Origin of the sequence: Quadrisphaera setariae (assembly GCF_008041935.1) — a bacterium.
In the GTDB taxonomy this organism is placed as follows: Bacteria; Actinomycetota; Actinomycetes; order Actinomycetales; family Quadrisphaeraceae; genus Quadrisphaera; species Quadrisphaera setariae.
In genome coordinates, this window is record NZ_VKAC01000006.1 from 75317 (window position 1) to 95971 (window position 20655).

Here is a 20655-nt window from a genome sequence, read left to right on the forward strand (position 1 = left end):
CGCTCGTGCCGCGCCTCGCCAGTGGATCCGCGTCGTGACCGACCACGCAGACCCGACCCCGGACGACAGCCACCCCTCCCCCGGTGGCGGAGGGCGTCGGGAGCGCTCGGACGCCCACCTCGCCGCTGAGCGCCGCGTGCTCGACGACCTCGCCCGGGTGGCTCCCGCGGCCGCCGAGCTGGGCCGCCGCTTCGCCGCCGCCGGCCACGAGCTGGCCCTCGTCGGCGGCTCCGTGCGCGACGCCCTGCTGTCCCGCCTGGGCGGTGAGGGCGAGTTCGACCTCGACTTCGCCACCTCCGCGCGCCCCGAGCAGACCGAGCGGCTCCTGGCCTCCTGGGGCAGCGCCACGTGGGACGCCGGCCGCGCCTTCGGCACCATCGGCGCCCGGCGCGGCCCCGTGGTGGTGGAGGTGACCACCTACCGCTCCGACGTCTACGACCCGGAGAGCCGCAAGCCCGTCGTCGCGTTCGGCGACACCCTCGACGGCGACCTCTCCCGCCGCGACTTCACCGTCAACGCCATGGCGCTGCGCCTCCCCGACGGCGTCTTCGAGGACCCCTTCGGCGGGCTCGACGACCTCGCCGCCGGCTACCTGCGCACCCCCGTCGCCGCCGAGCGCTCCTTCGACGACGACCCGCTGCGCATGATGCGCGGCGCCCGCTTCGCCGCCCAGCTCGGGTTCGACCTCGCACCCGAGGCGCTCGCGGCCGCCTCGGCCATGGCCGAGCGGCTCTCCATCGTGTCCGCGGAGCGGGTCCAGGCGGAGCTGGTGAAGCTGCTGCGCGCCGTCGACCCCGTACCGGGGCTGCGGGTGCTGGTCGACGCCGGCCTGGCGGCCGTGGTGCTGCCGGAGCTGCCGGCCCTGCAGCTGGAGGTGGACGAGCACCACCGCCACAAGGACGTCTACGAGCACTCCCTCACGGTGCTGCGCCAGGCCATCGAGCTGGAGCCGCAGTACGAGCTCGACACCGACGGACCCGACGTGGTGCTGCGCCTGGCGGCCCTCCTGCACGACATCGGCAAGCCGCCGACGCGGCGCTTCGAGCCCGGGGGCGGCGTGAGCTTCCACCACCACGAGGTGGTCGGCGCCAAGATGACGGCCCGTCGGCTGAAGGCGCTGAAGTTCGACAAGGAGACCACCAAGCAGGTGGCCCGGCTCGTGGAGCTGCACCTGCGGTTCCACGGGTACGGCGGCGGGCAGTGGACCGACTCGGCGGTGCGCCGCTACGTCACGGACGCCGGCCCGCTGCTCCCCCGCCTGCACGCGCTCACGCGCGCTGACTCCACCACGCGCAACAAGCGCCGCGCCGACCAGCTCCAGCGCACCTACGACGAGCTCGAGGTCCGCATCGCCGCCATCCGCGAGCAGGAGCAGCTCGACGCGGTCCGCCCCGAGCTGGACGGCGCCGCCATCATGCGGCTGCTCGGCATCAAGCCCGGTCCGGTGGTGGGCCGCGCCTACAAGCACATGCTCCAGGTGCGCCTCGATGACGGGATCCTCGGCGAGGACGCCGCGCGCGAGCAGCTGCTCCGGTGGTGGGCCGAGCAGCCCGAGTCACAGACGCCTGACGCCTGACGGACGCTCGTCGCGACGAGGACGGGGCCAGCGGTCAGGAAGGGCCGACGTTCCCCGTGGAACGTCGGCCCTTCCAGCACCCGACCGCCGCGCGATCCCAGCTGCGCGCACCGTCGTCCTGATCTGTCCGCGTGACGACGTGCGCTCCCGGCTCAAGGGCCGCGGGGGAGACGTCGAGGAGCAGGGCAGGGCACATCACGTCGAACCTCTCGGCGCCCGCCCGAGACGGAGGTTCCGACGGTGCAGCCCCATCCCTCAGACGCGCTCGAGGTCGGTCCCGACGGTCTGGTCCACCCGCTCCTCCCGCTGCCCCGGCGGAGCGGGCTGGCCTCGGCGGAGGTGCTGGAGCGCCACCGGGTCACCGAGCACGGTGACCCGGACGGACCCGTCCTGCTCCTGGCCCACGGCTTCGGCGCCGGCCAGGCGGCCTGGAGCCGGCTGCTCCCCCATTTCCCCCACCACCGCGTCATCACCTTCGACCACCTCGGCTCGGGGTCCACGGACGTCGCGGTCTTCGACCACGAGCGGCACTCCACCCTCACGGGGTACGCCGAGGACGTCCTGGACGTCTGCGGCGCCCTGGACCTGGAGGGCGTCACCTTCGTCGGCCACTCGGTCAGCTCGATGATCGGCGTCCTCGCGGCGGCGTCCGCACCGGAGCGCTTCTCCTCGCTGGTCCTCGTGGCACCCTCACCGCGCTACGTCGACGACCCGTCGACTGACTACGTGGGCGGCTTCTCCCTCGAAGACATCACCGAGCTGCTCGCATCGCTCGACAGCAACTACTACGCGTGGTCCGCGGCGATGGCCCCTGTGGTGATGGGAACCCCTGGAGCGCCCGAGCTGGGCGGTGAGCTCACCGAGAGCTTCCTGGGGACCCACCCGGACGCTGCGCACACCTTTGCCAGGGCCATCTTCCTGTCCGACACGCGTGCGGTGCTCCCCCGTGTCAGCGCTCCAGCGCTGGTCCTGCAGTGCCGGCACGACGCCCTGGCCCCCGAGCAGGTCGGGCGCAGCACCGCAGAGGCGCTGCCCGCCGGCGAGCTCGTGCACCTGGACGCCACCGGGCACTGCCCGCACATCAGCGCCCCGGCGGAGACCGCGGCCGCGGTCCACCGCTTCCTCGGAGCGCTCGAGGTCCGCCAGACCAGTGCGGCATGAGCAGAGCGCGGGCGGTCCCGCTCCAGCTGGTGCCGGACCTCGGAGCGGGAGCGCCTGGCCCCGCCCCGCGCGCTGACGACGTGGTGGTCCCCGTGGAACCGTCTCCTTCGCCCACCGTCGTCGACCGCTGGGACAGGTCGCCGTGCCCCCAGCTGGTGCTCGACCCCACGGCGACCACGGTGCTCGCTGCCAACCAGACCTTCTGGGACTGGACCGGGCTGGAGCGCCCCGCAGTGCTGGGGACCTCCTTCGCCCGCCTGCTGCCCGTCGGCGACCGCATCCTGTGGTCCACCCACTGCTTGCCGAAGCTCGAGGCCGCTGGACGCGTGGACGAGATCTCCGTGGAGGTCGTCGGGAGCGGTGGCCAGCGGCGAGCCGCCTTCCTGACTGCGTCGCGCAGCGGTGCCGGACTCGATGAGCACGTGCTCGTGGCCCTGTTCGGAGCGGCGGAGCGGCGCCGGTACGAAGAGGACCTCCTCGCCTCGAAGCGCCGCGCCGAGGCCTCCGAGGCCCAGCGAGCACGCGCTGAGGCGCGCCTGCAGCACCTGGCCGAGCACGACTCCGTCACCGGGCTGCTCAACCGCCGTGGCCTGCACGCCGCGCTCCTGGCGTCGCTCGCCAGCGGCGAGACCGCGGCGGGGCCGGCGGGAGCGGCGGACTCGACCACGCGCCGGCTGGTGGTCTTCTTCATCGACCTCGACGGCTTCAAGCAGGTCAACGACAGCACCGGCCACGCCGGTGGCGATGCGCTGCTCGCGAAGGTCGCCGAGCGCCTGCGCGCCACCGTGCGCCCAGAGGCCGCGCTCGCGCGCTTCGCAGGTGACGAGTTCGTGCTGCTCGACGCGATGCCCGCCGGTGGGGAGGGGGCCGTCCTGGAGGAGGTCTGCCAGCGCATCCTCGCAGCCCTGGCCCAGCCGGTGGTCATCAGCGGTGTCGAGGTGGTCGTCTCAGCGAGCATCGGCGTAGCGCGTGCGGCGGACTGCGCTGCGCCGGCAGGGGCCGTCGGCCCGGAGGAGCAGGCCGAGGCCCTGCTGCACCGCGCGGACGCGGCGATGTACGCCGTGAAGCGCGGTGGCCGCGGCGGATGGCGGATCCACGACCCCGGTGCCTCGGACCCCGCGGCCGACCGCCTGCGCCTGCTGGAGCAGCTGAGGCACGGCATCGCCGACGGCCAGCTGCGCCTGCACCACCAGCCACGGGTCGACCTGGCCAGCGGACGCACCACCGGGGTGGAGGCGCTCGTCCGCTGGCAGCACCCCGAGCGCGGTCTGCTGCCCCCGGCCGAGTTCATCGAGGTGGCCGAGGAGTCCGGCCTGGTCCGAGAGCTGGGCGCCTGGGTGCTCGAGGCGGCCGTCGCACAGGCCGCCGCGTGGAACGCGTCCGGGCGGAGCCTGGAGGTCAGCGTCAACGTCTCGGCCCGGCAGCTCGCTGACCCCGACCTGTCCTCGACCGTGGCCACCGCTCTGGCCCGGCACGGCGTGCCCGCCTCCCAGCTGGTGCTGGAGATCACCGAGACCGCCCTGATGCTGGACCCCGTCGCCGCCGCCACCACGCTGCGCCGCCTCGCCGACCTGGGCACGCGGATCGCTGTGGACGACTTCGGGACCGGGTACGCCAGCCTCACCTACCTCCGCCGCTTCCCGGTGCACGAGCTGAAGGTCGACAAGTCCTTCGTCGACGGGGTGGCGCGGGACTCTGGCGACCGCGCGATCGTCGCGACCTGCCTCCAGCTGGCGCACGCCCTCGGGCTCACCAGCGTGGCGGAGGGCGTCGAGACCCGCGAACAGCGGGACGCCCTGGCAGAGCTGGGGTGCCACGTCGTCCAGGGCTACCTGTTCGGGCGCCCGGTGCCGGCCGAGCTGCTGGCGCCCTGACCCTGCTCCGGACCGGGTGGTCCGTTCCACGTGTTCCCCGTGGAACGGACCACCGGGAGTCACGAGCCGTGGTGTCGTGTGCGGTGCCCTCAGGCCGCGCGGGTGGCCCGGCGGCTCGAGGTCGCGCTGAGCGCCGCCACCGCCACCCACCACACGGCGAGCGCCGCGAGCACCGGTGCGGAGTAGCCGTCCACGGGGAGCACCAGCGCGGCGAGGCCGGCGGCCGCGACGGTCGCCGCGTTGGTCAGCACGTCGTAGAGCACGAACACCCGGCCGCGGAAGCCGTCGTCCACGCCGGTCTGCACGAGGGTGTCCACGGAGATCTTCACGCTCTGTGCCGTCAGTCCGAGGACGCCAGCGGCCACCACGAGAGCCGTCGCGCCCGGGGCGGTCACCAGGGCCAGGGGAGCGGCCGCCGAGGCCGCGGCTGCGACCACCGCCCACCGCTGCGGTCCCAGCCGCTTCGCGGCCACCGGTGTCAGAGCTGCAGCGAGTGCGAACCCCAGCCCCGACGACAGCGTCACCGCACCTACGAGCGCCGTCGCGGCGAGCAGACCGGAGGTGCCGCCCGTGGAACCGGCGGCCGCCGCGCTGGTGGAGGGGCCCCCGCTGACGGCGGTCCGCGCGTACAGCAGCGACAGCACCAGCGCGACGCCGTACCCCAGGCGGTGGGCGCCGATCAGGAGCAGCGCCCGCCCCGCCGTCCGGCGCTCGCGCAGGTGGCGCAGTGCTCCCACGAGGTCGCGCTCGGGTCGGGTGTGCTGGGCGACGTCCTCCGCTCCGGGGCCGAGCTCGTCTCGCCCGATGCGCAGCGCGACGCCACACGCTGCCGCGCACAGCAGCACGGTGGCCAGCAGGAGGCGAGCGTCGCCGTCGTCGCCCAGCCCGACGAGGGGGTGCACGGCCAGGGCCAGCGCCCCGGCGGCCAGCGCGGTGGCGCTGCCCGCGGTCGGGACGACGGCGTTGGCGGCCACGAGGTCGCGCGCCGGCAGCACCCGCGGCAGCGAGGCTGACAGCGCGGCGAGCAGCAGGCGGTTCACGGAGAGGTAGGCCAGGGCCACCACGAGCACCGCCACCGGTGGGCCGGCGACCACGGCGAGCGCCGCTGCCGCGGCGAGCGCGGCGCGAGCTGCCGACGCCACCACGAGCACCTGGCGGCGGCGGAACCTGTCGAGCACGGCCGCGGCCCACGGCCCGACGATCGTGAAGGGCAGGAGCAGCACCGCCATGGCTCCCGCGATGGCGGCGGGAGAGGCGGCCCGCTCGGGGGAGAGCAGCACGAAGGACGCCAGCGCCGCCTGCAGCACGCCATCGCCGGCCTGCCCCAGCAGGCGCACCATCACGAGGCGACGCGCGCCCGGGGCGCGGAAGACCGCGGCCGCTCCGGCGAGCAGACCCGACGTCGCAGCCGTCGACCGCTGGCGGCCCTGTGCCCCTGAGGGGGCCGTGTCACCGCTCATGCGTCCAAGCCTCGCCGATGCGGTGCTGCCGGCGTCCCACGGGCTCGACGGGCGCGCGCTGGTTCCACGTCGAACCACGCACCCCGTCCGCCCCGAGCGCCGGTGGGGGGCCCGGACGCGCCGGAGGCCCGGACCCCTGGGGGATCCGGGCCTCCGGCGTCGCCGTCAGACGGTCACGAGGCGTTGCGTCAGCGCTCGTTGGTGCCGGCGATGAAGGCCTCGACGTCGTCCTTGGCCTTGTCGTCGCGCTTCTGCACCGGCGGCGACTTCATGAAGTACGACGACGGCGAGGTCAGCGGGCCGCCGATGCCGCGGTCCAGGCCGATCTTCGCGGCGCGCAGCGCGTCGATGATGACGCCGGCCGAGTTCGGGGAGTCCCAGACCTCGAGCTTGTACTCCATGTTCAGGGGCACGTCGCCGAAGTTGCGGGCCTCCATGCGCACGTAGGCCCACTTGCGGTCGTCGAGCCACTCGACGTAGTCGCTCGGGCCGATGTGGACGTTGCGCTTGCCGAGGTCGTGGTCGACGTTGCTCGTCACGGCCTGCGTCTTGGAGATCTTCTTCGACTCGAGGCGGTCGCGCTCGAGCATGTTCTTGAAGTCCATGTTGCCGCCGACGTTCAGCTGGTACGTCCGGTCGACGATGACGCCGCGGTCCTCGAAGAGGCGCATCAGCGCGCGGTGCGTGATGGTCGCGCCGATCTGGCTCTTGATGTCGTCACCGACGATCGGCACACCGGCGTCGGTGAACTTCTGCGCCCACTCCGGGTCGGAGGCGATGAACACCGGCAGGGCGTTGACGAAGCCGACCTTGGCGTCGATGGCGCACTGCGCGTAGAACTCCGCGGCGTCCTCGGAACCGACGGGCAGGTAGCAGACCAGGACGTCGACGCGGGCGTCCTTGAGCGCCTGCACCACGTCGACCGGCTCGGCGTCAGACTCCTCGATGGTCTCGCGGTAGTACTTGCCGAGGCCGTCGTGCGTGACACCGCGCTGCACCGGCACGCCCATGGGGGGCACGTCGGAGATCTTGATGGTGTTGTTCTCCGAGTTGAAGATGGCCTCGGAGAGGTCGAAGCCGACCTTCTTGGCGTCCACGTCGAACGCGGCCACGAACTCGATGTCGCGGATGTGGTACTCGCCGAAGCGGACGTGCATCAGGCCGGGGACGGTCGCGTCGTCCGCGGCGTCCTTGTAGTACTCGACGCCCTGGATCAGGGACGCGGCGCAGTTGCCGACGCCCACGACGGCGACGCGGATGGAGCCCATCCGTTCTCTCCTCACTGGTTGGACGACAGCTGGCCGGACGGCTGGCTGGTGGTGCTGGCCGGTCCCGTCCCGTCAGCGCTGGGTCGCGCGGAGGGGGAGGGCGGCGGTGCGTGCGGGGACCTGGTCGGAGCCCCGGGCCCGGACCCGGAGCTGCGCTCCCGCTCGACGAGCTCGTCGAGCCAGCGCAGCTCCCGCTCCAGGGAGTCGGTGGTGTGGCGGTGCAGCTCCGCGGACCAGCTGTCCGCCCGGGCGCTGGCGCCTGCGGCGCTCACGCGCTCGAGCCGCTCGACCACGCGGGTGCGGCGCCCCTCGAGGATGCGCAGCCGTGTGGCGGGGTCGGTGCTGCCGAAGAAGGCGAAGTGGACGTCGAACTGCTCGTCCTCCCACGTCGCCGGCCCGGAGTTGGCGAGCAGCGAGCGGAGCTGGGCCCGGCCGGCGTCGGTGAGCTGGTAGACGACGCGGCTGCGCTTGCCGGCGAGCGGCGGCGTGGCGGTGGTGGGCGAGCTCTGCGTGATCCAGCCGCGCTCCTCCATGGAGCGCAGGGCCGGGTAGAGGCTGCCGAAGGAGATGCGACGCCGCAGCGGTCCGATGACGAGGTCGATCCGCTTGCGCAGCTCGTAGCCGTGCAGGGGGGCGTCGTCGAGGAGCCCGAGGACGGCGATGGTGAGCGCGTCGGAGCCTCGTGCCACGCGCTCGTCCTCCTCTGCTGACGTCCTGGTGCCCGTCCGGTGGAGCGCGGGAGCGAGCGGATGTATCGAGTCGATACATCCGCGGACTGTAGCCACGGTTCGGCGCGTGCGCGAGTCGTGACCCACCCGTGCAGCCGAAGCCCCGTGGGGGACCAGGCCAGCGCCGCATACTGGCGGGGACTCGAGACCGCTCCACCCGCGGCGGCACCGGGCCCAGGACGGGCCGGCGGCGCCCGCACGACTCCAGGGACGCACCCGGTGCCTTCTCACCCCCAGGCCCCCAGCCGACGCTCCGCGCCCGCCGCCCGCCCGGCGGCCCGCACGGCCGACCCGCGCCACGGTGGAGCCGGTGGCGCGCGGCCGCCGGCGCCGAAGAAGCGCCGCCGCTGGATCCCGTCGTGGCAGCTGGTGGTCGGCGGGTTCCTGCTGTTGGTGATCATCGTGGTGGGCGCGGGCACCTTCGCCTACGCGACCACTCCCACGCCCTCGCTCAACGCGGACGCCCTCAAGGCCACGACGACGGTCTACTACGCAGACGGCCAGACGGTCATGGCCGAGCTGAACGACGGCATCGACAGGAAGCCGCTGACCGAGGAGCAGATGCCCAAGTCGGCCAAGGACGCCGCCGTCGCCTCGGAGGACCGCACCTTCTACGAGAACAAGGGCGTCTCCGTCACGGGCGTCGGGCGAGCTGTCTGGGGCGTCCTCACCGGGAACCCGAACCTCGGCGGCGGCTCAACGATCACGCAGCAGTACGTGAAGAACATCACGGGCAACGACCAGCGCGCCTACACGCGCAAGGCCACCGAGGCCATCCAGGCGCTCAAGGTGGACCAGCAGTACTCCAAGGACCAGATCCTCACGAGCTACCTCAACACCGTCTACTTCGGGCGCGGCGCGTACGGCATCGGTGCCGCGACCGAGGCCTACTTCGGGCCCGACGTCGACCCGAGCCAACTCACCAACGAGCAGGCGGCGCTCCTCATCGGCATCCTCCCGGCGCCCTCCGCGTGGGATCCGGCCAACAGCCCGGAGAACGCGCAGAAGCGCTACACGTACGTCATGGGCGCCATGGCGACGATGGGGTACGTCACTGCTGAGGAAGTCGCGGCCAACCCGGAGATGCCCGGCACCGTGCAGCAGGACAAGCCGAAGTGGTTCCAAGGTCCGCGCGGTTACGTGCTCAACGCCATCGTCAAGGAGCTGGCCAGCAAGGATCTCCGCTTCACTGGCCTGGACGGCGTCAACCGGACTCTCGCGACTACGGACGACGTCGCGACGGCAGGCCTCAAGATCGTCTCCACGATCGACGCCACCAAGCAGCAGGCGGCTGAGGAGACGATGGGTGACACGAGCGTGCTGCCGGCCAAGGGTCGTCCCGACACGCTGCGAGCGGGACTGGTCTCAGTCGACCCGGCCACCGGGGGGGTCGTTGCGATGTACGGCGGTCCGGACTACCTGACCCAGCCCTTCGACGCCGTCAACCAGGGGAAGGCGCAGGCCGGCTCGACGTTCAAGCCGATCACTCTGCTGGCGGCCTTGCAGAACGGCACGACGGACGGTCAGGCCATCGACCTGTCGGACACCTTCGACGGCGCCAGCCCGCAGACCTTCGCTGGCACCCCGGTGTCGAACTACGGCAGCGGGCGGGGTGAGCAGTTCGGCGACATCAACCTGGTCAAGGCGACGGCCGAGTCGGTGAACACCGTCTACGTTCACCTCAACCAGGAGATCGGCCCGCGCACCACGGCCAAGACCGCCGGGCAGCTCGGGGTCACGATGGAGGGCAACTCCAAGGACGCCTTGGTCAACGTGCTGGGGAGCTCGGCGGTCTACCCCATCCAGATGGCGCAGGCCTACGCGGCCCTCGCCAACGGCGGCACGGTGAACCCCGCCCACTACGTCCAGCAGGCCACTCTCGGCGACACCGACTACGCCGTCTACACGGCCAACCCGAACGCCGGGACCAAGCCGTTCACCGACGAGGCGGTGACCGACACCGTCTACGCCATGCAGGCCGTCACCAAGCAGGGCGGTACAGCGGCGAGCATCGGCAAGGCCTTCGGCAAGCGCCCGATCGCCGGCAAGACCGGGACGACCAACGGCAACAAGGCCGCCTGGTTCAACGGGTTCACCCCGCAGCTGCAGACGGCCGTCGTGCTGTACAACAGCGGGCCGGACGGGGAGGAGCTGTCCATCCCCGGCTGGGGTGGCGTCAAGGAGGTCACCGGGGCCACCTACCCGGCGCGCATCTGGACCTCGTACATGACCAAGGCGCTCAAGGGCACCAAGGTCGAGCAGTTCTCCTCGCCGTCGAAGCAGGTGAGCTCGGACCCGACGCCGACGGCGACCCCGACGCCCACCGAGACCGCGACGGCGTCGCCCACCGACACCCCCTCGGACGGCGCGACCGCCAGCCCGTCCGACGGCGCCACCGACGGTGCGTCCGACGGCCCGGGCGGTGGCCAGGGCGAGAACAACGGCAACGGCGGCGGCAACGGCAACGGCAACGGCGGTGGCCAGGGACAGGACCAGGGCGACACCGCCCAGGCGGCCGGCCCCAACGGCCTGTCCGACCGGGTGGCCGCACGGCTGAACCAGGCGCGTCCTGGTCAGCAGCCCACCGGCGGCCCCGCGGGCCCGGGCGCCCGCGGTCAGGGCTGACGAGGGGCTGGCGAGGGACTGGCGGGGCTGGCGGGCACCCCCAGCGGACGGTGGGACGATCCGGTCGTGGGTGCACCCAGCCGCAGCGACGGCGTCGTCAGGGCCGCCAGCGAGGTCGTGGGCGGCCCGCTCGGTGACCGCGCCGCCACGGCTCCCGGAGGCGGCGGGGGAAGTCGCCTGTGGGGCGCCGGTCCCCTGCTGGCCCTGGCGGCCGTCGTGCCGGTCGCTCTGGCGGCGCTGACCCGCCAGCACTGCCGCACCACCGGGTGGACCTCGCCCGACCAGTTCGTCCACGCCTGCTACTCCGACGTCCCCGCCCTCGTGGCGAACGCCGACGGCGCCAGCGGGCAGCCGCCGACCACCGCCGTCCTCCTGCGCCTGCTCGACCTGGTCGGCTCCACGCCCCGCGGCGCCTTCGACGCCTCGGTGCTGCTGGCGGCCCTGGCGCTGTCCCTGGCCGCCGTGCTCGTCGTGAGGGCCCGCGCCGGGGTGGCGGGCGCCTCGGGGTGGGACGCGGCGCTCGTGGCCCTCAGCCCCGTGGTCGTCACCGCGGGTCTCGTCTCGGTGGACCTCGTGGCCGTGACCCTCCTGGCCGGCGCGCTGCTCGCCCTGGCGCGCCGCCACCCGGCCGTGGCGGGTGCGCTCATCGGCCTCGCGGCAGGCGTCAGACCGGCGGCCGCACTCGTCGTCGTCGCGATCTGGCTGGTGGTGCTGCTCGGGCGGCGGAGCCGCAGGGGCGGGCCGTCCGAGGACCAGCCGCTGGCGGTGCTGGACGCCACGGCCGCCACGGCCGCGGCGGTGCTGGCGGGTGGCCTCATCACGCTCGTGTCGAGCCTGCCCCTCGGCGGGCAGGACGGCGGGTCGCGCTGGTGGGACGGCTCCGGCGGAGCGGGCTTCGGGTCGCTCTGGCTGCTGCCCGGGCTGCAGGGAGACCTGCCCGACGGTGGCCAGCTGCCCTGGTCCGCCCTGCCCGCGGGGGCCGTGACGGCCCTCGCGGGCGTCGGGCTGCTCGTCGTCGTCCTGCTCGCGGCCGCGGCCGCGGCGAGGACCGCCGGGGCCGACCCGGTCCGACGGCTGGCCGCGGTGGCGCTGGTGCTCGTGGCGGGCGGGCTGGCCGTCTCCCCCAGCGTCCCGGTCCAGGCGACCCTCGTGGTGCTGCCGCTGGCCGCCGTCGCGGCGCCGCGCTGGCGCGACCACCTCCCCTGGGCGCTCACCGAGTGCGCCTACGGAACCGCCACCTGGCTCTACCTGTACGCCACCAGCTCCTCCGACGGGCGCGGCATGTCCCCCGGCGGGTACGCCGTCCTCCTCGTGCTGCGGCTCGCGGCGCTCGGGTACCTCGCCGTCCAGGGCGTCAGGACGACGACGCGGTCCGCCGCGCCCCCGGGCTCGCGGCGAGCCGCCCGCGCCGCTGACGACGACGTCAAGGCGCTCTCTCCGCAACCGGTAGACTGACCCGCTGGTCCGGGTCCCCGGACCACTGCCGCCCGTGAGGGCGGCGCCTCCTGTCACGGAGAGACCGTGACCGCCGAGTCCAGAGGAGGTGGGCCGCTGATGCGCGCCTACGAACTGATGGTCATCCTCGACGCCGAGCTCGAGGAGCGCACCGTCGCCCCGTCGCTCGACAGGTTCCTCAACGTCGTCCGCGCCGACGGTGGCACCGTCGAGAACGTCGACATCTGGGGCCGTCGTCGCCTGGCCTACGACATCGACAAGAAGTCCGAGGGCATCTACGCCGTCGTGACCATGAAGACCGAGCCGGCCACGGCCAAGGAGCTCGACCGCCAGCTCAACCTCAACGAGGCCGTGCTGCGCACCAAGCTCCTCCGCCTCGAGAACGCCTGAGACCCGCTGTCGGCGCCGACTGCTAGACCGGCGCTGCACGCGGACCGCACGCGACACGACCCCCAGCTGCTGAGGAGCACACCATGGCCGGCGAGACGACGATCACCGTCATCGGCAACCTGACGAGCGATCCGGAGCTGCGGTTCACCCCGTCCGGGGCTGCCGTGGCCGGCTTCACCGTGGCGTCCACGCCCCGCACGTTCGACCGCCAGAGCAACGAGTGGAAGGACGGGGAGACCCTGTTCATGCGCTGCTCGGTCTGGCGCGACGCGGCGGAGAACGTCGCCGAGTCCCTGACCCGCGGCACGCGGGTCATCGTCACCGGCCGCCTGGTCTCTCGCTCGTACGAGACCAAGGAGGGCGAGAAGCGCACCACCATGGAGATGCAGGTCGACGAGATCGGCCCGTCCCTGAGGTACGCCAACGCCAAGGTCAACAAGACCCAGCGCTCCGGCGGTGGCGGTGGTGGCGGCGGCTTCGGCGGTGGCGGCGGCCAGGGCGGGGGCGGCGGCTTCGGCGGCGGTTCCAGCTCCGGCGGCTCCTCCGGCGGCGGCCAGGCCAACGACCCGTGGGCCACCGGCCCCTCGGGCGGTGGCGGCGGCCAGAGCTCCGGCTCCGGGGGCGGCAGCTGGGGCGGCGGCTCGTTCAACGACGACCCGCCGTTCTGACAGACGGCTCTTCCAGACCCACAGACCACATCCACCATCCCGGCCCCTGCCAGCGGGGCCGGGCTCTCAGAGAGGGAGCTCCACGATGGCCAAGCCCGCTGTGCGCAAGCCCAAGAAGAAGGTCAACCCGCTCAAGGCGGCGAAGATCACCACGGTCGACTACAAGGACACCGCGCTGCTGCGGAAGTTCATCTCCGACCGCGGCAAGATCCGCGCCCGCCGCGTGACCGGTGTGTCCGTCCAGGAGCAGCGCCAGATCGCCACCGCCGTGAAGAACGCGCGCGAGATGGCCCTGCTGCCCTACACCAGCTCGCCGCGCTGACCCGGCTGACAGAGGAGACCGAGAGATGAAGCTCATCCTCACGCAGGAGGTCACCGGCCTCGGTGCCCCCGGCGACGTCGTCGACGTCAAGGACGGCTACGGCCGCAACTACCTCGTGCCCCGCGGTCTGGCCACCGGCTGGACCAAGGGCGGCGAGAAGCAGGTCGCGCAGATCCGCGCGGCCCGCGCCACCCGCGAGCTGGCCTCCATCGACGAGGCCAAGTCCGTCAAGCAGCGCCTGGAGTCCGCTCCGGTGAAGCTGCAGGTGCGCACCGGCACCGGCGGCCGCCTGTTCGGGTCCGTGACCCCGTCGCTGGTCGCCAGCGCGGTGAAGGACTCCACGGGCACGTCGATCGACCACCGCAAGGTCGAGATCGGCAACCCCATCCGGTCCACCGGTGAGTACACCGTGCAGGTCCGCCTGCACCCCGAGGTGTCCGCCTCGATCGACGTGCAGGTCGTCCCGGAGGCCTGAGCCCCCGGCAGTGCCGCTGCACCACCTCGACGCCCGTCCCGCTCCTGCGGGGCGGGCGTCGTCGTGTCCCAGCGCAGGACGACGACGGGGTGGGGTGTGCGCCTGGCGGGAGCCCCCCGCTGGCCGAGCTCCTGCGGGGGCGCGGGGTCGCTCCGTCTCGGTGGGGGCGCAGAGTCCCGGGTGTGACCCTCCCGGCCGGGACTCTGCGTCCCCACCGGGATCCGGCGTCCCCAGCGGTGGTGGACGGCGCGCCGCTTCATGACCCACAGCAACGCTGTGGAGAACGTCCATCAGCGCTGCGTCACCACCGGCGCGTCGCTCGCGACACGCCGGTGCAGCGACACGCCGCAACCTGCAGTTCACCCTGTGGACGGTTCTCCGTCCACACCCGGTGGATGGAAGACGCTGCAGGTCAGGGCCGCTGAAACGCTGATCCACCAGGGGTTATCCACAGTTGTCCACAGGTCTGTCCCCAGGTTGTGGATAACTCTGCTCGCCTGCGTCGCAGGTGGGAGCGCTGCCGCTCCCGGCTGTCCACAGGGGCGACGCGCCGAGCTGCGCTCGCCGACGTCCGCACCCCCTCCGGGCGCTTACCGTCGGGAGTGCCACCGACTCCGCGGCAGCAGACGGCGAGCGCCCTCCGGCCTCCCGTCCACCCTGTTCCGCCGTCGGCCCACGGACTGTCGGTGGTGGGTGGCTAGATGTGCCCAGCAGCACGAGCAGGTGGGACGAGGACGGGTGGGCGGGGTTCCGCCCAGGAGAGGCGGGAGGGCCGACACGGATGTCACTGGCTGACCTGGAGCCGTACGAGTCCTCGGGACCCACCGAGGAGCTGGGGCGCACGCCCCCGCAGGACGTCGCCGCCGAGATGAGCGTGCTGGGCGGGATGATGCTCAGCAAGGACGCCATCGCCGACGTCGTCGAGCAGATCCGCGGCACGGACTTCTACCGGCCCGCCCACGAGCTCATCTACGACGCGATCATGGACCTCTACGGACGCGGCGAGCCGGCCGACGCCATCACCGTGGCCGCCACCCTCACCCGCAAGGGCGAGATCGGCCGGGTCGGTGGCAACGGGTACCTGCACACCCTCATCTCCTCGGTGCCGACGGCGGCCAACGCCGGCTACTACGCCCGGATCGTGCGCGAGCGCGCCGTGCTGCGGCGCCTCGTCGAGGCCGGCACGCGCATCGTGCAGCTCGGCTACGCCGCCGAGGGCGGCGACGTCGACGCGCTCGTCAACACCGCCCAGGCCGAGGTCTACGCGGTCACCGACCAGCGCCAGACCGAGGACTACGTGCCGCTGGGCTCCACCATCGAGGCGACGATCGACGAGATCGAGGCCTCCAGCCACCGCGGCGACGGGATGATCGGCGTGCCCACGGGCTTCGCCGACCTCGACGCGCTGACCAACGGCCTCCACGGCGGCCAGATGATCGTCATCGCCGCCCGGCCGGCCATCGGCAAGGCGCTGGCGCTAGACACGCCGCTGCCCACCCCGACCGGCTGGACGACCATGGGTGAGGTCTCCGTGGGTGACCTCGTGCTGGCTGCTGACGGCACCCCCACGCGCGTCGTGGCGGCCACCGAGGTCATGGTCGACCATCCCTGCTACGAGGTCGTCTTCGACGACGGGACCACCGTCGTCGCCGACGCCCAGCACCAGTGGGTCACCCGGGAGGTGCCCCAGGCACCCCTCACCACCGAGGAGCTGGCCTCCCGCTGGACGGCCGGCTCCTCCGTGTCGGTGGACGCTGCGCGACCGCTCGCGCTCCCCGAGGTGCCCGTCACCCAGGCCTACGGCGTCGCTGCTCTCTGGGCAGCACGCGGGTGCCCGCTGCCCCTCCAGGTCCAGGCGCTGGCGGAGAGCGACGGCACCCTCCTCGACGACGACGCCGATGCCCTGTCGGCGGCTGTCCGAGCGCTGCTGCGGGGGTCCGTCGCGCAGCGCCAGGCCGCCTTCTCCGGCATCGCCGACGTCTGGGGAGCCCCGGGTGCTTCCGGGGAGCTGCTCCTGCCCTCGGGACGGGTCTTCTCCGACTCCGCCGCCGAGCTCGCCGCCTCGCTGGGAGCTCGGGTGACGCGCGACCCGGAGCACCACCACCTCGTGGTCGACGGCGGCAGCGCGGACTTCCGACGCAGCGACCTCTTCCTCGACCGCAAGCGCGCCCGCGGTTCCGCTGAGCCCTCAGACCACCGTCTCGCCGTCGAGGTCCGTCCCGTGGCGAGCGTTCCGGTGCGGTGCATCGAGATCGAGCACGCCTCGCACCTGTACCTCGCGACGCGCTCGATGGTGCCCACGCACAACTCGACCATCGGACTGGACATCCTCCGGTCGGCGGCGATCAAGAACAACATGCCTGCCGTCGTCTTCTCCTTGGAGATGGGCAAGACCGAGATCACCATGCGCCTGCTGTCCGCCGAGGCGAAGGTGCCCTTGCAGAACATGCGCAAGGGCACCATGCGCGAGGAGGACTGGACCCGTCTGGCCCGCACCATGGGCGCGGTCAGCGAGGCGCCCCTCTTCATCGACGACAGCCCCAACATGACGCTGATGGAGATCCGGGCCAAGTGCCGCCGCCTCAAGCAGCAGCACGGGCTCAAGCTCGTCGTCATCGACTACCTGCAGCTCATGACCTCGGGCAAGAAGGTCGAGAGCCGCCAGCAGGAGGTCTCGGAGTTCTCCCGCGCCCTCAAGCTCCTCGCCAAGGAGCTCGAGGTGCCCGTCATCGCCATCTCGCAGCTGAACCGCGGTCCCGAGCAGCGCACCGACAAGCGGCCCGCCATGGCCGACCTGCGAGAGTCAGGCGCCATCGAGCAGGACGCCGACATGATCATCCTGCTGCACCGCGAGGACGCCTACGAGAAGGAGAGCCCGCGCGCGGGTGAGGCCGACCTCATCGTCGCCAAGCACCGCAACGGTCCCACCGACACGATCGTCGTGGCCTTCCAGGGGCACTACTCGCGCTTCGTGGACATGGCCACCGGCTGACCGGCTGGTGAGCTGCCGGCCTGCCGGCCAGACGGTGGTGCTGGGACGTCAGGCGACGTCGGCGTTCATCGCGGCCACGAAGTCGCGCTTCACGGCTCGCCAGGCCTCGTCGGTCATCGTGCGCCGCCAGTACGGCGAGCAGGACATCTCCGAGCGCTGCATCCCGCGGTCGACCAGCAGGTGGCGGCGGACCGCCCGGATCTCCTCGGCCTCGCCGTGCACGAACGCGTGCACGGGGCCGTCGGCCCACTCCAGGGCTCGCGTCGCGTCCAGCAGCAGCGCGCCGTCGCGCTCGTCGCCGCCGGTGCGGTGCAGCCACCGGACGTCGGCGCCGGCGGGCGCGGTCAGCGGCACCTCGTGCTCCGGTCCGTCGCAGACGAGGCGGACCACCACCGTCGCGTCGTCCTGCAGCGCCTCCAGGGAGGCGGCGATCGCGGGCAGCGCCGACTCGTCGCCGAGCATGAGGTGCCACGCCGCGGCCGGGTCGGGGCGGTAGCCCGAGGCCGGCCCCTCGAAGACGAGCACGTCACCGGGCTGCGCCGCCGCCGCCCACGGACCGGCGACGCCGGAGTCTCCGTGGACGACGAAGTCGACCGCCAGCTCGCGCGCGTCCTCGTCCCACGAGCGCACCGTGTACCGGCGCCGAGCGGGCATCTGCTCGCGCGGCACCCCGGCTTCGCGCAGGGCCTGCGGGTCGAAGACCGTGCCGTAGGGGGCGCCCGCCGGGGGGATGGCGATGTTGATGTACGCGTCGCTGCCCTCGGCGGGCTGGAACCCCTCGAGTCCCGGGCCGCCGAGGACCACTCGCACGAGCGTCGGCGTCAGCCGCTCGACGTGGACCACGTCTCCATGCACCCGAGCATGGTAGCCGCGATAGTTAGGTGACCCTTACCGCGTCGGTGTGGATCAGCCCCAGCAGTTCTTGGAGCCCCAGTCGCTGCCCTTGCTGTACAGGCCGCCCACCGGCTTGTCGGTGACCAGCTGGGAGCCGGTGTTGAAGAACGCCAGCCCCGGCGAGGACGGCGGCACGTCGCCGGTGAGGGCGTGGTCGATGACGGCGTCCAGCCCCAGGCGCGCCATGCGCAGCGGGAACTGCATGGCCGTCGCACCGATCTGGCCGGCGGTGGTGGCCTTGACGCCGTCGCAGCCGCCGTCGATCGACACCACGGTCACCTGGCCGGCCCGGCCGGCTGCCTGCAGCGCCTCGTGGGCGCCCAGCGCCGACCCCTCGTTGATCGTGTAGACGAGGTTGATGGAGGGGTCTCTCGCGAGGAGCTGCTCCATGGCGGCCTTGCCGCCCTTCGCGTCACCCCCGGTGTACGCGTGGCCGACGATGCGCGGGTCGGTCTCGTCACCGATGACCTTCGGGTCCGCCAGGTCGATGCCGAAGCCCGCCAGGAACCCCTGGTCGCGCGCCACGTCGACCGGGACGTGGGCGTCGTTGAGGTCGAGCATGGCGATCCTCGCGGCCTTCGTGTCGACGGTGGCCGCGGCCCACTGCCCGATGGAGCGGCCAGCGGCGAAGTTGTCGGTGGCGAACGTGGCGTCCACGGCGTCGGCGGGGTCCGTCGGTGAGTCGAGGGCGACCACCAGCAGGCCCTTCGTGCGGGCGTCGGCGATGGCGGGCAGGACGTCGCTGTTGGCGGGGGTGATGAGGATGCCCTGGGCGCCCAGCGCCACGAGCTCCTGGATGGCCTTGATCTGGGTGGCGGAATCGGTCTCGCCGGTGCCCGCGTAGGAGCGCAGGTCCACGCCGAGCGCCTTGCCCTCCTGCTCCGCCCCGGCGCGCAGGGCCTGGAAGTAGCCGCTGTCGGCGGTCTTGGTGATGAGCCCCACCACCGGCTTCGACGACGCGGCGCCGACCGCGGTCGAGCCGCAGCCGGCGCTCGCCAGCAGCGCTGCGCAGCCGGCGGCGGCAGCGAGCGCGCGGGCGGTGGTGCGGGTGCGGGAGGTGGTGGACGCGGGACGGGCGGAGGCGCTCATGGCTTGTCAGCTCCAGGGGGACGTCGAGGCGAGGGCGAGGGGGCTCAGTACTGGAACTGGGCCAGGCGGTCGCGCACCGAGGCGGACAGGTCGGACAGCTCGCGGGAGGAGGAGCGGGCGCTGGAGGCCGCGCCGGTGGTCTGGCTGCTCGTCTCGACGACGGCGGCGATCGCCTCGGCGATGCTCGACGACTGCTGCGAGATGTCCGTGACGTTGCGGGCCATCTCGGCGGTGGTGGCGGACTGCTCCTCCACCGCGGAGGAGATGGTCAGCTGCTTCTCGTGGATGGTGCCGATCACCGAGCGGATGTCGGCGATCCTCTCGACGGCGAGCGCGGTCGTCCGCTGGATCGCGCTGATCTTGTCGGTGATGTCCTCGGTGGCGCGGGCGGTCCCCTGCGCGAGGTCCTTGACCTCGCTGGCGACGACGGCGAAGCCCCGGCCCGCCTCGCCCGCACGGGCTGCCTCGATCGTGGCGTTGAGGGCGAGGAGGTTGGTCTGGGCGGCGATCGTGGTGATGGTCTGGATGATCTCGCCGATCTCCGTGCTCGCGCGGTCGAGGTCGGCGACCGCCTGGGAGGTCTCCGCCGCAGCGGTGACGGCACCGGAGGCGACCTGGGAGACCGAGACAGCCTGCTCGGAGATCTCCGCGATCGAGGCGGTCATCTGCTCGGTGGCGGCGCTGATCGTCGACGCCGCGGAGGAGACGTTCTGGGCGGAGTCCGCGACGACGCTCGTCTGCGTCACTGACGCCTCGGAGGCGGTGGTGAGGTCGGCGGCCACGTGGTCCATGCCCTGCGAGGCCTCGGCCATCGTCGAGGCGGACTGCGAGAGCGCGCTGATCGTGGAGCGCAGCGAGCGCAGGGCGGCACCGAGCGCACGGCCCATGTCGCCGATCTCGTCACGACCGCTCTCATCGACCTCGACGGTCAGGTCCCGCGCTTCCACGCGCTGGAGCGAGGCCACCATGCGGCGCACCGGCAGCAGCACCGAGCGGCCGACCCAGGCGTTGGCGCACGCCAGGACCACCAGGCCGACCAGGCCGCCCAGCGCCAGCGCGAGGACGGCACGGGACTGGACGGACTCCGCCTCGTCCCGGGCGACCTTCGCGTCGGCGTCGATGATGTCGCTGACGACCTTCTGCTGCAGCGTGATCGCCGCCGCCGAGGCGGCCAGCTGGCCCAGCATCGAGCGGCCGAGGTCGCTGCGCGGGTCGACCTCGGGCAGCACCGCCATCTGCTCCTGGGCACCGGAGAGGTAGGCGTCGTAGTCGGTGCGGAGCGGCTCCACGGCTCCACGGGCCCGCGGCGAGAGGATGCTGAGGTCGAACGCGTCCCAGTCGGCGGTCGCGGCCTTCTGCGCCGCCGTGAAGGCGGCGGTCGCGGCCTCGGCGTTGGAGCCCCCGCCGGACAGCAGCGCGTCGCGCAGGCTCACCTGGACCTGGTCGATGTGCCCCGCCAGCGCGGTCATGTGCTGGTCGGACTGGCTCAGCTCCAGCGCTCGCTGGCTGCTGGCGCTGACCGAGCCCAGCGTCACCACCGTGAATCCGGACAGGGCCGCGATGAGCAGCGAGCCCGTGCTGGCGAGCACGACGAGCTTGGCCTTGATGGTGGTGCGGCGGGGCTGCAGCCTGCTGAGCAGCACGAGGACCTCCGAAGGATGACGGCGAGATCATCTGC

The 20655-nt window shown here is 72.9% G+C and carries 16 protein-coding genes; 10 read left to right on the top strand and 6 right to left on the bottom strand.

Features of this window, described 5'->3' with window-relative positions; translation table 11 throughout:
- Positions 1 to 34: 34 nt before the first annotated feature.
- The 3 genes from FMM08_RS10965 to FMM08_RS10975 all read left to right on the top strand — a co-directional run bounded on the left by FMM08_RS10965 (position 35) and on the right by FMM08_RS10975 (position 4611).
- Entirely contained in the window at positions 35 to 1576 is a 1542-nt protein-coding gene (locus FMM08_RS10965) for a CCA tRNA nucleotidyltransferase (RefSeq protein ID WP_147926412.1), read from the top strand.
- A gap of 324 nt (positions 1577 to 1900) precedes the next feature.
- The gene (locus FMM08_RS10970; RefSeq protein WP_147926645.1) at positions 1901 to 2737 is read left to right on the top strand and encodes an alpha/beta fold hydrolase; all 837 of its coding nucleotides are present in this window, start codon (positions 1901 to 1903) and stop codon (positions 2735 to 2737) included.
- Complete coding sequence (locus tag FMM08_RS10975) at positions 2734 to 4611, top strand: putative bifunctional diguanylate cyclase/phosphodiesterase (RefSeq protein WP_147926413.1); 1878 nt, start codon at positions 2734 to 2736, stop codon at positions 4609 to 4611. Before FMM08_RS10970 ends, FMM08_RS10975 begins: the two co-directional genes overlap by 4 nt.
- Before the next feature lie 89 nt (positions 4612 to 4700).
- Here the strand turns inward: FMM08_RS10975 and FMM08_RS10980 are convergent, their stop codons facing one another.
- The 3 genes from FMM08_RS10980 to FMM08_RS10990 form a co-directional block, all read right to left on the bottom strand.
- The gene (locus tag FMM08_RS10980) at positions 4701 to 6071 is read right to left on the bottom strand and encodes an MFS transporter (protein WP_222710666.1); all 1371 of its coding nucleotides are present in this window, start codon (positions 6069 to 6071) and stop codon (positions 4701 to 4703) included.
- 188 nt (positions 6072 to 6259) lie between these two features.
- On the bottom strand, positions 6260 to 7339 hold the full coding sequence (locus tag FMM08_RS10985; protein WP_147926414.1) for an inositol-3-phosphate synthase: 1080 nt from the start codon (positions 7337 to 7339) through the stop codon (positions 6260 to 6262).
- Between the two features lie 11 nt (positions 7340 to 7350).
- The gene (locus FMM08_RS10990) at positions 7351 to 8028 is read right to left on the bottom strand and encodes a PadR family transcriptional regulator (RefSeq protein WP_147926415.1); all 678 of its coding nucleotides are present in this window, start codon (positions 8026 to 8028) and stop codon (positions 7351 to 7353) included.
- A 258-nt stretch (positions 8029 to 8286) separates the two neighbouring features.
- On the opposite strand from FMM08_RS10990, the gene FMM08_RS10995 reads away from it, so the two are divergent.
- From FMM08_RS10995 to dnaB, 7 genes are all read left to right on the top strand, one after another.
- Entirely contained in the window at positions 8287 to 10692 is a 2406-nt protein-coding gene (locus tag FMM08_RS10995) for a transglycosylase domain-containing protein (RefSeq protein WP_187279693.1), read from the top strand.
- Positions 10693 to 10758: 66 nt separating this feature from the next.
- Entirely contained in the window at positions 10759 to 12147 is a 1389-nt protein-coding gene (locus FMM08_RS11000; protein WP_147926417.1) for a glycosyltransferase 87 family protein, read from the top strand.
- A gap of 99 nt (positions 12148 to 12246) precedes the next feature.
- On the top strand, positions 12247 to 12537 hold the full coding sequence (gene rpsF, locus FMM08_RS11005; RefSeq protein ID WP_147926418.1) for a 30S ribosomal protein S6: 291 nt from the start codon (positions 12247 to 12249) through the stop codon (positions 12535 to 12537).
- Positions 12538 to 12620: 83 nt separating this feature from the next.
- Complete coding sequence (locus tag FMM08_RS11010; protein ID WP_147926419.1) at positions 12621 to 13205, top strand: single-stranded DNA-binding protein; 585 nt, start codon at positions 12621 to 12623, stop codon at positions 13203 to 13205.
- Between the two features lie 85 nt (positions 13206 to 13290).
- Positions 13291 to 13527 carry a 30S ribosomal protein S18 gene (gene rpsR / locus FMM08_RS11015; RefSeq protein WP_109772846.1) on the top strand — a complete coding sequence of 79 codons (237 nt, stop codon included), beginning with the start codon at positions 13291 to 13293 and terminating at the stop codon, positions 13525 to 13527.
- Positions 13528 to 13552: 25 nt separating this feature from the next.
- On the top strand, positions 13553 to 14002 hold the full coding sequence (gene rplI / locus FMM08_RS11020; protein WP_139711046.1) for a 50S ribosomal protein L9: 450 nt from the start codon (positions 13553 to 13555) through the stop codon (positions 14000 to 14002).
- A gap of 781 nt (positions 14003 to 14783) precedes the next feature.
- Positions 14784 to 16994, top strand: a complete 2211-nt coding sequence (dnaB, locus tag FMM08_RS11025; protein WP_147926420.1) for a replicative DNA helicase — start codon at positions 14784 to 14786, stop codon at positions 16992 to 16994.
- 48 nt (positions 16995 to 17042) lie between these two features.
- Here the strand turns inward: dnaB and FMM08_RS11030 are convergent, their stop codons facing one another.
- From FMM08_RS11030 to FMM08_RS11040, 3 genes are read right to left on the bottom strand one after another with little or no spacing between them, the layout of a single operon-like run.
- Positions 17043 to 17849: a siderophore-interacting protein gene (locus FMM08_RS11030; protein ID WP_147926421.1), complete on the bottom strand. Its 807-nt coding sequence runs from the start codon at positions 17847 to 17849 to the stop codon at positions 17043 to 17045.
- A 51-nt stretch (positions 17850 to 17900) separates the two neighbouring features.
- Positions 17901 to 18977: a substrate-binding domain-containing protein gene (locus tag FMM08_RS11035; protein ID WP_147926422.1), complete on the bottom strand. Its 1077-nt coding sequence runs from the start codon at positions 18975 to 18977 to the stop codon at positions 17901 to 17903.
- A gap of 44 nt (positions 18978 to 19021) precedes the next feature.
- Positions 19022 to 20620, bottom strand: coding sequence for a methyl-accepting chemotaxis protein (locus FMM08_RS11040; protein ID WP_147926423.1), 1599 nt, complete (start codon positions 20618 to 20620; stop codon positions 19022 to 19024).
- Positions 20621 to 20655 lie beyond the last annotated feature (35 nt).